Below are 12,796 nucleotides of genomic sequence, written 5' to 3'. Positions count from 1 at the left end.
GTCGGGCGTTTCTCGGGGGCCTGGAAGCCTGAGCACAGCCCCGGTTCCGCGCCGGTGATTAGGGTACCGTGGGGCGCGTGGCTCAGTACTGTGGTGTGATCGGAGAGGCGCTCGTCGACGTCGTGGTCTCGGACACCGCGACCCCCCGCGTGCACGTCGGGGGCAGCCCCCTGAACGTGGCCGTGGGCCTGAGTCGGCTGGAGCGGCCCGTCCTGTTCGCCGGCCGCCTCGGCCGCGATGCGCACGGGGACATGATCGCCTCGCACCTGCGGGAGAACGGCGTGCGCTGCCTGCTCGAGCCGGATGCCGCCGCCACCTCCGTGGCCACCGCCCGCCTGGACCCCACGGGCGCCGCCAGCTATGAGTTCGAGCTGGACTGGACGCTGCCGCCCGCCGCCGCGCTCGCCCGGGACTTCGACGACGCCGCCGGCGGCCCGCTGCACCACATGCATGCCGGCTCCATCGCCACCATGCTCGCCCCCGGCGACGCCGAGGTGATGGCCCTGCTCGAGCGGATCTCCGCGGTCACGACCATCAGCTACGACCCCAACGTGCGGCCCACGATCGTGCCGGACCGGGCGTTCGCCCGCGCCCGCGCGGAGGAGTCCGTGCGGCTGGCGGACGTGGTGCACGCCTCGGACGAGGACATCGCGTGGCTGTACCCGGACCGCCCGCTGCGCGAGTCGCTGCAGGCGTGGCAGCAGATGGGCCCGGCGTTCGTGGTGATGACCCGCGGCGCCGAGGACATCGTGGCCGTCACCGCGCACGGCGTGGTGGAGCGCCCGATCGTGCCCGTGGACGTCGCGGACACCGTGGGCGCCGGCGACTCGTTCACCGCCGCCCTGCTCGCCGCCCTCGACGACCGCTCCCTGCTCGGCGCCGCGAACCGCGGCCGCCTGCACGCGATGGACCCGGCCGACGTCGAGTCGGTGCTGATCTACGCCTCCCGCGCGTCGGCGATCACGGCCTCCCGCCCGGGGGCGGACCCGCCCACGCGGGCCGAGCTGGCGGACTGACCCCACGCCCTCCCGTCCCCGCACGAATCTGTTGCGCATCCGACCCTTCCGGCGGGCGGGGACGCCCCCAGAAGGGTCAGAGACGCAGACGATCCCGGCCGCCTCAGAGCAGGCCCAGCCCTCGCACGGCGTCGCGCTCGGCCTCCAGCTCGGCGACGGTCGCGGCCAGCCGCCCGCCCTCACCCGGCAGCACGGACTCGTCCGGCTCCAGCCCCGGCACGATCCGCCACGCGGTGCCGCCGTCGGAGGTCACGGGGAACGAGCTGATCAGCCCCTCCGGCACCCCGTAGGAGCCGTCCGAGACCACCGCGGCCGACGTCCGGCGCGGCGCACCGTCCGCGTCCACACCGGTGCCGAGGGTCCAGTCGCGCATGTGATCGATCGCCGCGGACGCCGCCGACGCCGCCGAGCTCGCCCCGCGCACCTCGATGATCTCCGCGCCCCGCCTCGCCACGCGCGGCACGAACTCCTCGCTCGCCCACACCGGGTCCACCACCTCGAGCGCCGGCCGCCACGTCCCGTCCACCCGCACGCGGGCGTGGGTGAGGTCCGGGAACTGGGTGGCGGAGTGGTTGCCCCAGATCGTCACGCCGGACACGTCCGTCACCGCGACGCCGGCCCGCGCGGCCAACTGCGCCACGGCCCGGTTGTGGTCCAGCCGGGTCAGCGCCGTGAAGCGCGCGGCCGGCACGTCCGGGGCGTGGGCGGCGGCGATCAGCGCGTTGGTGTTGGCCGGGTTCCCGACGACGACGACCCGCACGTCCTGCGCCGCGTGGTCGTTGATCGCCCGGCCCTGAGGCCCGAAGATCCCGCCGTTCGCCTCGAGCAGGTCGCCGCGCTCCATGCCCTTCGTGCGCGGCCGCGCGCCGACGAGCAGCGCGTGCTGGACCCCGTCGAAGGCGCGGGCCGGGTCGTCCGTGACCTCCACGTCGGCCAGCAGCGGGAAGGCCGCGTCGGCGAGCTCCATGGCGGTGCCCTCCGCGGCGCCCAGGGCGGCCGGGATCTCGAGCAGGCGCAGCCGGACCGGGGTGTCCGGGCCGAGCATCCCGCCGGCGGCGATGCGGAAGAGCAGCGCGTAGCCGATGTTGCCGGCGGCGCCGGTGACGGTGACCGTGCGGGGCGTCGTCGACGCGGGGTCCGGGGCGGTGTCCTGTGCGGTGGTCTGCTGTGCGGTGTCCACGCCCCCATCGTGCCCCCGCTCGCCCGCGGAGGACCTGTCTCTTATCAGCCGCACGGCCCCGGCCTAGACTGAGCGCATGCCCGCCCTGCCCCTGCCCTCGCGCCGTCCGCGGATGATCGCGACGGACCTGGACGGCACCATCATCGGGTACCGGCACACGCGGTCGGGGCGCCTGAGCCCGCGCACCATCGCGGCGCTGCGGGACGCCCACGACGCCGGCGTCGAGGTGGTGTTCGTGACCGGCCGTCCCCTCCGCTGGCTCGGCCCGCTGAGCGCGCAGCTCGGCCCCGTCGGCCCGGTGATCTGCTCCAACGGCGCCGTCCTCGTGGACACCGCCACGGACGACGTCCTGATCGCCCACCCCATGCCCGTCGAGGCCGTGTGGACAGCCACGGACCGGCTGCGCGCCCTGGACCGCACCGTGTCCTTCGGCGCCGAGACCCTCGAGGGCTTCTTCTGGGAGCACGCGTTCTCCGAGCGCGCCGAGTTCCGGGCCGAGGTCCACGCGGCGGCCACGCTCGAGGCCGCGCTGCCGGGTCGGCTGGGCGTGGTGAAGCTGCTGGCCCGCTCGGACACCCTGGCCCCGGACGCCTTCCTCGCCGCGGCCCGCGCCGAGCTGGACGAGCTCGTGAGTGCCACGCACTCCGCGCCCGGCATCGCGCTCGTGGAGATGTCCGCCCCGGGCGTGCACAAGGCCGCGACCCTCGCCGAGTTCGCCGCGAGCCGGGGGGTCGCGCCGGTCGACGTCGTCGCGTTCGGGGACATGCCCAACGACCTGGAGATGCTCCAGTGGGCTGGTCTCGGCCTGGCCGTGGCCTCGGGCCATCCGTCGCTGCTGGCCGCGGCGGACGGCGTGGTCGGGGCGTGCGACGACGACGGGGTGGCCGCCACCGTCGAACGCCTGCTGGAGCTGCCCACGGACTGAGCCGCGGGCCGCCCCCGGCGGGTCAGAGGAACTCGTTCGGGTCGAACGCCTCGACGTCGATCACGCGCAGGCGCGGCAGGGACGAGTCGAACGCGCCCACCGCGTGCTCCAGGTCGAAGAACTCGACCCCGGGGATGCGGCGCAGCTCGTGGGAGAGGAACTCCTCGAAGCCCATGATCCCGGTGCGTCGGCCCGGCGTGGCCGCGAGGTCGGTGAGCTGGGGGGCGAAGTCGGCGTCGTGGCTGACGAGGATGACGTCGTCCTCCCGGCCCAGCAGCGCCTCCGCGGTGCGCTGGATGCCGATGTCCACGACCTTGCCCTCGCCCCGCAGCATGATCGGCTGGAAGCCGAGGGCGGTGAGCGCCTGGACGAACGGGATGGGGATCTCACCGTCGATGGCGAGGAAGAACAGGCCCTTGACCGGCTGGTCCCAGCGGTCCTCGAGGTAGCCGAGCAGGCGCTTCCAGCGTGGCCGCTCGTCGGGCTGGGGGCGCCGCTGCAGGATGGACGTGCCGAGGGTGGCGTCGATGTTCTCGCCGTCGATCAGCAGGTAGGTGGTTCGCTCGCTCACGCTCTCGAGGCTACCCGCTGGGGTGGACGTCGGTCAGCGCGCGCGGTCGAACGGGGCCGTCAGCAGGCGGACGACGCCCTCCAGCGGCCCCGCGCGGAACGGGCCGATACGCACGACGGCCCGCCACAGCAGCGGCAGCAGCAGCGCGCCGGCCACCAGCACGGCCAGGGTGAACCACGTGTCGTCCGCGCCGGTGGCGCTGCGCCACGGCCCGGGTCCGAGCCGCCGCACCCAGCCGAGGTACCACAGGTGCGCCACGTACACGGACAGCGTCATCGCGCCGGGCACGGCCAGCAGCCCGGCCCGCCGCGGCGCCAGGGCCGCGCACGCGCCGAGCACGATCAGCACGAGGCCCGTGTCCAGCAGGGCCTCCGCCGGGGTCGCCGTGTAGGGCACGGGGGCGGCGCCGGTCTGCGTCCGGGACAGGGCGAGCACGACGCCGGCCAGCGCGATCCCCCCGGCCGCCCAGGCGAGCCCCGTGAGCCGTGCGCGCCGGGCCGGGGCCGCCGTCGTCGTGCCGTGGACGGTGGCGACCAGCACCGCCCCCAGCAGCGCCCACGCGAGGAACAGGGGGAGACGGTACGGGCCGTCCGTGAGGAACGCGGAGACCCACGGGGTCAGCGTCGCGCGGCTCAGCCCGAGGGCCTGAGCGAGGGGGACGAGCCGGTCGACGACGTCGGCCGTCGGTGTGGCGGCGAGCAGGAGGCCGCCTCCGCCGGCCAGGACGGCGAGCACGAGGTGCGCGGCGAGGGGGAGGGCGGCCAGCAGCGCCATGATCACTGTGAGCACGGCCAGGTGTGCCAGCACGTTCACGACGGCTGCCCCGAAGTGCCCGGCCAGCCACACCGCCCCGCACAGGGCGGCCGCCCGCACGAGCGCGCGAGGCACGGCCCGGCCACGGCCCAGCCACTCCGCCTCGAGGCGCGCGCCCACGCCCACGAGCGCCGCGAACAGGGGCGCGGTGAGGTACTCGGAGAGGTGGAGCACCCCGCCCGGGCCGCCGGTGGGCGCCGTGTGGGCGACCATCATCGAGACCAGGGCCAGGCCGCGCGCGACGTCCACCCAGACCAGGCGGCTGCGTGCGGTGTGGGTGGCGGCGGGGACGTGGGACGAGCGGGCGGACACGGCGACCTCCGGGGTGGGGGACTCAGTCCAGGACGCGGGTCAGGTCGGCATCCTCGTAGCGGACCGGCTTCGAGCCGGTGACGAGCTTGTGGCCGAGCCACAGCGCGAGGAACAGGGGCAGGCCGATGTAGGCGCTGGCCACGGCCACGAGGTCTACGTCGCCCATGAACGCCTGGTAGTTCTGGCCGAGGATCACGACGGCGCACATGACCAGCGCGACGATCGGGCCCAGGGGGAACAGGAAGGCGCGGTAGGGCAGATCCTTCGGATCGTGGCCCTGCGCGACGTAGGCCTGCCGGAACCGGTAGTGGCTCCAGGCGATGCCCATCCACACGATGAACCCGGCCAGGCCCGAGGCGGAGACGAGCCACACGTAGGCGGCGCCGTCCCCGATGAACGTGGTCAGGAAGCACGCCGCGCCCACCGCGGTGGTGGCGTAGAGGGCGTTCATGGGCACGCCGCGCCGGTTCACCTTCGCCAGGAAGCGCGGGGCCTTCCCGGAGTCGGCCAGGGCCCAGAGCATGCGGGTGGAGGCGTACAGGCCCGAGTTGCCCGCGGAGAGGATGGCCGTGAGGATCACGGCGTTCATCACGGAGGCGGCGGCGAGCACGCCCGCGTTCTCGAAGACGAGCGTGAACGGGGAGATCGAGATGTCCTCGACGTCGCTGCCCAGCAGGTGGGGGCTGGTGTAGGGGATGAGGAAGCCGACGACGGTGATCGCACCGACGTAGAAGAGCAGGATGCGCACGAACACGGTGCGGATCGCCTTGGGCACGTTCTTCTCCGGGTCCTCGGCCTCGCCCGCGGCCACGCCGACCAGCTCGGTGCCCTGGAAGGAGAAGCCGGCCACCATGAAGATCGCCAGGATGCCGGCGCCGCCGCCCACGAAGGGGGCCTCGCCGTCGGTCCAGTTGTGGAAGCCGGGGGAGGAGCCGCCGAGGATGCCGACGATCATCAGGACGCCGAGCACCAGGAAGATCACCACGGTGGCGACCTTGATGAGCGAGAACCAGAACTCGCTCTCGCCGTAGGCGCGCGTGGAGAGGGCGTTGAGGCCGAAGAGCAGCGCGAGGAAGGTCGCGGACCAGATCCACGAGGGCACGTCCGGGAGCCAGTACCGCATGATCAGGGCCGCCGCGACGAGCTCGGCGGCCACCGTGATCGCCCAGTTGTACCAGTAGTTCCAGCCGATGGCGAAGCCGAACGAGGGGCTCACGAAGCGGGTCGAGTACTCCTCGAACGCGCCGGAGACCGGCAGGTACGTGGACATCTCACCGAGCGACTGCATCAGCAGGAACACCATGAAGCCGATGGCCACGTAGGCCGCAAGGGCGCCACCGGGGCCGGCGGTCGCGATGGTGTTGCCCGAGGCCACGAACAGGCCCGTGCCGATGGCGCCGCCCATCGCGATCATCGTCAGGTGCCGGGATTTGAGGGTGCGCCGCAGGGAGCCGCCCTCGGGGGTGATGTGGGCGGCGGAGGCGGGCGGCGTCGACGGGGACGTCCGGGGTGCGCTGTTGTCCACGGTGGCCTTTCGGTGGAGGAGCGGTCGGACGCGCGTCGAAGGCCGCGGCGTCCCACCCTGCTGCACGGTGGTAGAAGGGTATCCCGGCCGGGCGCGTCCGTCAGACGGCGGGGACGAGTTCGGCGCGCAGCGCCGCCGTGAACGCGTCCACGTCCTCCTCGGTCGTGTCGAAGCCGCACACCCAGCGCACCTCGCGGCGCGCCGCGTCCCAGTCGTAGAACCGGAAGCGGGCGCGCAGCCGGTCGGCCACGCCCTCGGGCAGGACGGCGAACACGGCGTTGGCGTCCGTGGCCTGCGTGAACTCGACGCCGGCCAGCGAGCCGTCGGCGACCCCCGCCTCGATGCCGGCGCGCAGCCGGGCGGCCATGGCGTTGGCGTGGCGGGCGGAGCGCAGGTACAGGTCGCCGTCGAACAGCGCGAGCAGCTGCGCCGAGACGAAGCGCATCTTCGAGGCCAGCTGCATCTGGTTCTTGCGCAGGTACACGAGGCCGTCCGCGGCGTCCGGGTCGAGCACGACGACGGCCTCGGCCAGCAGCGCCCCGTTCTTGGTGCCGCCGAGGGAGAGCACGTCCACGCCGACGTCGGTGGTGAAGGCGCGCAGCGGCAGGCCCAGGGAGGCCGCGGCATTGGCGATGCGGGCGCCGTCCATGTAGACGCGCATCCCGTGCTCGTGGGCGTAGTCCGTGATGGCCTTGACCTCGTCCGGGGTGTAGACCGTGCCGAGCTCGGTGGACTGGGTGAGGTAGACGACCAGGGGCTGGGCGCGGTGCTCGTCACCCCAGCCCCAGGCCTCGGCGGCGATCAGCTCGGGGGTGAGCTTGCCGTCGTCGGTGGCCACGGGCAGCAGCTTGATGCCGGCGGACTTCTCGGGCGCGCCGCCCTCGTCCACGTGGATGTGCGCGGTGTCCGCGCAGATCACCGCGCCCCAGCGGGGCAGCATGGCCTGGAGCCCGACGACGTTCGCCCCGGTGCCGTTGAACATCGGCCACACGGTGGCGTCCTCGCCGAAGTGCTGGGCCACGACCTCCTGGAGGCGGGCCGTGTACACGTCCTCGCCGTAGGCGACCTGGTGGCCCCCGTTGGCCTCGGCGATCGCCGCGAGCACCTCCGGGTGGACGCCGGAGTAGTTGTCCGAGGCGAAGCCCCGCTCCTGCGGATCGTGGATCCTCTGCATGTCAGTCCGTTCCCTTCTCCTGGAGCGTGAGGACGGCGTCGTTCAGCGCGCCCGCCTCAGCCTCCCACAGTCGCGTGTACTCCTCGGCCAGCCGTGCCTCGAGCCCGGCGAGGGAGGTCACGCGGAACACGACGGCCGCCGAGCGCAGCGGGGTCCCCGCGTCCCGGGCGGCCTTGGCCCAGCCCTGCGCGACCGCGCGGGTCCATGCCTCGCTCGCCGCCTTCACCGCGGCGTAGTTCGCGCCGCCGGCGAGCGGCCGGGTCACCGCCGGGGACGAGACGATCGCGAGGCGACCGGCGGACGAGGCCCGCAGGTCGTCGTCGAGGGCCCGGCTCACGTGCCGCAGCGCCGTGAACGAGGCCTCGAGGGCGCGGTAGTCCTCCTCGGACTGGCCGGCGAGGCCCCCGCCGCCGCGCCAGCCGCCCACCAGGTGGAGCAGGCCGTCGATCCGGGTGCCGCGGGCGTGCAGGTCCTCGACGAGGCCGCGGACGGCGGCCTCGTCCGTGAGGTCCAGGGCCGCGGTCTCGGCGCCGAGCGCGGCGAGGGGGGCGAGCTTCGCGGCGTCGCGCCCGGTCGCGACGACGTGCGCGCCGGCGTCGAGGAGCGTGCGGGCGGCGGCCCGGCCCGAGGCGCTCGTGGCGCCCGCGATCAGGACCGCGCGGTCGGTCAGGGCGGCCACGGGTCAGTCGCCCGTGCCGCGGATCCCGGCGGTGGACTCGATGACGCCGCGCATCTTCTTCTCAAGGGCCTCGAAGAACATGGACAGCGGGAACTCGTCGTCGAGCACGAGGTCGGTGTAGCCCTTGGGCGGGCCGGCGAGCACCTCGCGCGGCAGGCCCTGCGCCCAGACGGAGGCCGGGTGCGGGGTGACCACGGAGGCGACGAGCTCGTAGGCCTGGAGCCAGTGCACGGTCTTGGGGCGGTCGATGGACTCCCAGTAGAGCGTGTCGATGGCGTCGCCCAGCTCGACGACGGCGTTGGCGAGCCGGTCCCAGTCCACGCTGAGCTCGACGTCGCGCCACTGGATCACGTCCTTGCGGTGCAGCCAGGCGAAGAGCAGCTGGCCGCCGAGGCCGTCGTAGTTGCGGACGCGGGAGCCGGTGAGGGCGAAGCGGAAGACGCGGTCGAAGAGGACGGCGTGCTGCACGAGCCCGGCGTGGCGGCGGGTCTGCTCCTCGAGCGCGGTGAGCTGCTCACCGGCGGCGGCGCGCGCCGTGAGGCGGCGCTCGATCGCCACGCACTCGCGGAAGGCGGTCATGTCGCAGCGCATCTCCTCGAGCGTGTAGAGGAAGAAGGGCATGCGCTGCTTGATCATGAACGGGTCGAAGGGCAGATCGCCGCGCATGTGCGTGCGGTCGTGGATGAGGTCCCACATCACGAAGGTGCCCTCGGCGAGCTCCTGGCAGGAGAGCAGTTCGGCGAGCTCGGCCGGGAGCTCGAGCTGGGTGATCTCGGCGGCGGCGGTGACGACCCGGCGGAAGCGGGCGGCCTCGCGGTCCTGGAAGATGGCGCCCCACGTGAAGGTGGGGATCTCGCGCATGGCCACGGTCTCGGGGAAGAGGACGGCCGAGTTCGTGTCGTAGCCGGGGGTGAAGTCGATCAGGCGCAGGGAGACGAAGAGGCGGTTGCCGTAGTCGCCGGCCTCGAGCTCGGCGATGAACTCGGGCCAGATGGTCTCGACGACGAGGGCCTCCACGTGCCGGTCGGGGGAGCCGTTCTGCGTGTACATCGGGAAGACCACGAGGTGCCGGACGCCGTCGACGCGGTGCTCCTGCGGCTGGAAGGCGATGAGGGAGTCCAGGAAGTCGGGCTCGGCGAAGCCGCCGTCGGCCCAGCGGGCGAAGTCGCGGGGCAGGGCGGCGAGGTAGGCGGCGTCGTGCGGGAAGAGCGGGGCGAGCTCCTCGACGGCGGCGACGATGGTCTCCACGTGCTCGCGCGCGGCGGCGTGGTCCGCCGGGTCCGGGATGGAGCCGTCCTTGACCTGCAGGGGCTGCAGGGCGGTGGCGGCGGCCTTGAGGCGGAGCCAGGCCGGGTGGGTCTCGACGGTGCGCGCGTCGGACGGGGTCTCCGGGACGACGACGTCGGTCCGGGCGGGCTGCAGAGTGGTGGACATGAAACCCTCCTGAGGTCGAAGCGCCGGAAAGTATCCGGTGATATGGATCACTTGCCGGAAGGTTTCCATCAGCGCACGGGGCTGTCAACCCGGCGGCCGGGGCCGGCTGATAGCGTGCGGCGCATGGACGACCCTGTCGACGCGCGGCTCGCGGCCGCCGTCTCCCATGACCCGCGCGCCACGCTCGCCCAGCTCTCCGAGCGGGTCGGCCTCTCGACCTCCGCCGTGCAGGCGCGCCTGCGCCGGCTCGAGAGCACGGGCGTCATCACGGGCTACCGTGCGCTGCTCGACCCCGAGGCCGTGGGCAGGCCGCTCTCCGCGTTCATCGAGATCAGTCCGCTGGACCCGCGCCAGCCCGACGACGCCCCCGAGCTCCTCGAGTCCATCGCGGCGATCGAGGCGTGCCACTCCGTGGCCGGCGACGCCGCGTACATGCTCTTCGTGCGCGTGGGCTCGCCGCGCGAGCTCGAGGCCCTCGTGACGGAGATCCGCCAGACGGCGTCGGTGTCCACCCGGACCACCGTGGTGCTGCAGACCTTCTACGAGCACCGCCCCATGTTGGAGCTACCGGCGGAGGACTGAGGGCGGGGGCTTCGGCCCCTCCTGTCACGCGAGAGGTCGGAATGAGGGCGGATCTGACGCTCATTCCGACCTCTCGCGTTCCCGGCTGCGGCAGTGAGTACCCCGCCGCCCGTCCCCGCTACCGTGATCCCGTGCGTCCGACCTCGCCTACCTCACCGACTCCGTCCCCGCCCGTCGCGGCCACCCGCTGGGGTTCGCCCACCGGGGCGCCGCCGTCGACCGGGAGAACTCCCTGGCCGCGTTCATGGACGCCCACGCCGCCGGGTTCACCTACCTCGAGCTGGATGTGCGCACCACGGCGGACGGCGAGCTCGTCGTGTTCCACGACGAGACTCTGGACCGCGTCAGCACGGGCCGCGGCCGGCTGCGCGACCACACGTGGGAGCGGCTGGCGGACGTCACGGTCGGCGGGGAGCCGCTGCTGCGCTTCACCGAGCTGCTCACGGCGCTCCCCGAGGCGCGCCTCAACGTGGACCTCAAGGACCGTGCGTCGGCCCCGGCCCTGGCCCGCATCCTCGCCGAGCACGGCGCCTGGGACCGCGTGCTCGTCGCGTCGTTCCACGACTCGCGGCGCCGCCTCTTCCGACGCGCCCTCGCCCGCCTCGGCCACCCCGAGCGGGCGTACGGGCCGGAGCGGGTGGCGACGTCGGGCGGGGCGGCCGCCATCGCGGCGCTCGTGACGCTGGGCCCGCTGGGACTGACCCGCTGGCTGCGCCGGTACGCCCTCGACGTCGACTGCGTGCAGGTGCCCGTCCGGCACGGCCGCGTGCCCGTGGCCACCGCCGACTTCGTGCGCCGCTGCCACGCGGCGGGCCTGCCGGTGCACGTGTGGGTCGTGGACGAGCCCGCGGAGATCGAGCGCCTGCTCGACCTCGGCGTCGACGGCGTCATGACCGACCGCGCCGACGTCCTCGCTGAGGTCTACGCCCGACGCGGCTTCTGGCCGCAGCGCTGATCCCCGCCCCCTCAGAGCATCTTCGGCAGCAGCGCCCGCTTCATCCGCCCGTACGGCGGGTACGCGGTCTTGAGCGTGTCCACCTGGTCCGACTTCGTGATGGACGGGCGCAGGTGGGAGAACGTCTCGAACCCGTGGATGCCGTGGTACGCGCCCATCCCGGACGCGCCGATCCCGCCGAACGGCAGCGTCGCGATGCCGGCGTGCAGCAGGCCGACGTCGTAGCCGAGGCCGCCGGCCCGCACCTGGTCGTCGAAGGCCCGGTGATAGCTCGGCCGGTCCGTGAACAGGTACGCGGCCAGCGGGTGCGGGCGCTCCGCGATGAAGTCCAGGGCGTCCTGGAAGGTGTCCACGGTCAGCACGGGCAGGATCGGGCCGAACAGCTCCTCCTGCATGAGCGCGCCGTCCGGCTTGACGCCCGTCACCACGGTCGGCGCCATGTACCGTCCTGCCACATCCACGTCGCCGCCGACGAGCAGCTCGGCGCCGGCGTCGAGGTCCGTCTGGAGCATCTCCCGCAGCCGCTCCGCGTGCTCGGCGGAGATGAGCCGGCCGTAGTCCTTCGACGCGCGGGGGTCGTCGCCGTAGAACTCGCGCAGGGCGGCGGGGATCTCGGCGGTCACCTGGCGCAGCGCGGCCTCGCCGACGGCCAGCACGTAGTCCGGGGCCACGCACGTCTGGCCCGCGTTGGTGAACTTCGCCCATGCGATGCGGCGGGCCATCGCGCCCGTGTTCCGCGACGGCGTCACCACCGCCGGCGACTTGCCTCCCAGCTCGAGCGTCACGGGGGAGAGGGTCTTCGCCGCCGCCTCGTAGACGATCCGGCCCACGCGCTCCCCGCCGGTGTAGAGGATGTGGTCCCACGGCTCCGCCAGCAGCGCGGTGTTGCACTCCTTGCCGCCCGCCACCACGGAGACCAGCGCGGAGTCCAGGTACTGCGGCACCAGCTCCCGCAGCGCCGCCGCCGTGGCCGGGGCCTTCTCCGACGGGCTGAGCACCACCGTGTTGCCGGCCGCCAGCGCACCCACGACCGGGGCGAGCGCGAGCTGCACCGGGTAGTTCCACGCGCCGATGACCAGCACGAGACCCTTGGGCCGCGGCCGGACCTCCGCGCTCGCGGGCCGCAGGGCCAGCGGCAGCTTCACGGGCCGCGGCTCCATCCAGTCGGTCAGGTGCAGCAGCGCGTGGTCCACCTCGGAGCGCACCGAGACGATCTCCGTGATCAGGGCCTCGGTGGCCGGCTTGCCCAGGTCCGTGCCGAGCGCCGCGACGAACCGGTCCGCGTGCTCGGTCAGCATCCGCTTCAGGCCCTTGAGCTGGCGCACCCGCACCGCGCGCGGGTGGGCGGCGCGGGAGCGGGCGGCGGCGCGCAGCCGCTCGACGGCGGCCCGCGGCTCCTCGGGTCGGGGCCCGGCCGGCGCGATCGGCAGGGCCTCGGTGGGCAACGGCTCGCGGACCGGATCGTCGGCGGGGGAGTCGGGGGAGTCGGTGGTCAGACCGGGGGGCTGCGTGCTCATGCCGGCCACGCTACCGAGCGGCCCTGTGCGGCGGCAGGGCGGGGCGCCGTCGTCGTCCTCCGGCCGCTGGTGCCGCCCCGACGGGCGCCACGGCGTTTTCGTTCGAGAAACGG

At 73.9% G+C, this 12,796-nt stretch carries 12 protein-coding genes; 4 read left to right on the top strand and 8 right to left on the bottom strand.

Annotation, left to right across the window (positions count from 1 at the left end; translation table 11 throughout):
* Positions 1–95: 95 nt before the first annotated feature.
* The gene (locus J1M41_RS05830; RefSeq protein WP_010079702.1) at positions 96–1,016 is read left to right on the top strand and encodes a carbohydrate kinase; all 921 of its coding nucleotides are present in this window, start codon (positions 96–98) and stop codon (positions 1,014–1,016) included.
* Positions 1,017–1,119: 103 nt separating this feature from the next.
* Here J1M41_RS05830 and J1M41_RS05825 read toward each other — a convergent pair whose 3' ends face one another.
* On the bottom strand, positions 1,120–2,196 hold the full coding sequence (locus J1M41_RS05825) for a malate dehydrogenase (RefSeq protein ID WP_049146380.1): 1,077 nt from the start codon (positions 2,194–2,196) through the stop codon (positions 1,120–1,122).
* A 76-nt stretch (positions 2,197–2,272) separates the two neighbouring features.
* Here J1M41_RS05825 and J1M41_RS05820 point away from each other — a divergent pair, with 76 nt between their 5' ends.
* Positions 2,273–3,121 (top strand): HAD family hydrolase, encoded by an 849-nt coding sequence (locus J1M41_RS05820; RefSeq protein WP_036316534.1) that lies wholly within the window; start codon positions 2,273–2,275, stop codon positions 3,119–3,121.
* Positions 3,122–3,143: 22 nt separating this feature from the next.
* Here the strand turns inward: J1M41_RS05820 and J1M41_RS05815 are convergent, their stop codons facing one another.
* From J1M41_RS05815 to J1M41_RS05790, 6 genes are all read right to left on the bottom strand, one after another.
* Positions 3,144–3,692, bottom strand: coding sequence for an NYN domain-containing protein (locus J1M41_RS05815; protein WP_063189174.1), 549 nt, complete (start codon positions 3,690–3,692; stop codon positions 3,144–3,146).
* Between the two features lie 33 nt (positions 3,693–3,725).
* Positions 3,726–4,817, bottom strand: a complete 1,092-nt coding sequence (locus J1M41_RS05810; RefSeq protein ID WP_134377498.1) for a hypothetical protein — start codon at positions 4,815–4,817, stop codon at positions 3,726–3,728.
* Positions 4,818–4,839: 22 nt separating this feature from the next.
* Positions 4,840–6,342: an amino acid permease gene (locus J1M41_RS05805; RefSeq protein ID WP_134377499.1), complete on the bottom strand. Its 1,503-nt coding sequence runs from the start codon at positions 6,340–6,342 to the stop codon at positions 4,840–4,842.
* Between the two features lie 100 nt (positions 6,343–6,442).
* The gene (locus J1M41_RS05800) at positions 6,443–7,516 is read right to left on the bottom strand and encodes a low specificity L-threonine aldolase (protein ID WP_134377500.1); all 1,074 of its coding nucleotides are present in this window, start codon (positions 7,514–7,516) and stop codon (positions 6,443–6,445) included.
* Position 7,517: 1 nt separating this feature from the next.
* Entirely contained in the window at positions 7,518–8,195 is a 678-nt protein-coding gene (locus J1M41_RS05795; protein WP_134377501.1) for an SDR family oxidoreductase, read from the bottom strand.
* Positions 8,196–8,198: 3 nt separating this feature from the next.
* Positions 8,199–9,629: a DUF6421 family protein gene (locus J1M41_RS05790; protein ID WP_206451351.1), complete on the bottom strand. Its 1,431-nt coding sequence runs from the start codon at positions 9,627–9,629 to the stop codon at positions 8,199–8,201.
* Positions 9,630–9,752: 123 nt separating this feature from the next.
* Here J1M41_RS05790 and J1M41_RS05785 point away from each other — a divergent pair, with 123 nt between their 5' ends.
* Together J1M41_RS05785 and J1M41_RS05780 are read left to right on the top strand one after the other, a co-directional pair.
* Complete coding sequence (locus J1M41_RS05785) at positions 9,753–10,211, top strand: Lrp/AsnC family transcriptional regulator (protein ID WP_036316550.1); 459 nt, start codon at positions 9,753–9,755, stop codon at positions 10,209–10,211.
* Positions 10,212–10,398: 187 nt separating this feature from the next.
* Positions 10,399–11,166 (top strand): glycerophosphodiester phosphodiesterase, encoded by a 768-nt coding sequence (locus tag J1M41_RS05780; protein ID WP_206451359.1) that lies wholly within the window; start codon positions 10,399–10,401, stop codon positions 11,164–11,166.
* A gap of 11 nt (positions 11,167–11,177) precedes the next feature.
* Here the strand turns inward: J1M41_RS05780 and J1M41_RS05775 are convergent, their stop codons facing one another.
* Positions 11,178–12,683, bottom strand: coding sequence for an aldehyde dehydrogenase family protein (locus tag J1M41_RS05775; RefSeq protein WP_206451350.1), 1,506 nt, complete (start codon positions 12,681–12,683; stop codon positions 11,178–11,180).
* Positions 12,684–12,796 lie beyond the last annotated feature (113 nt).

Origin of the sequence: Micrococcus sp. KRD096 (genome assembly GCF_017168495.1) — a bacterium.
GTDB classification, from domain to species: domain Bacteria; phylum Actinomycetota; class Actinomycetes; order Actinomycetales; family Micrococcaceae; genus Micrococcus; species Micrococcus luteus.
This window is presented reverse-complemented; position numbering and strand designations above follow the sequence as displayed.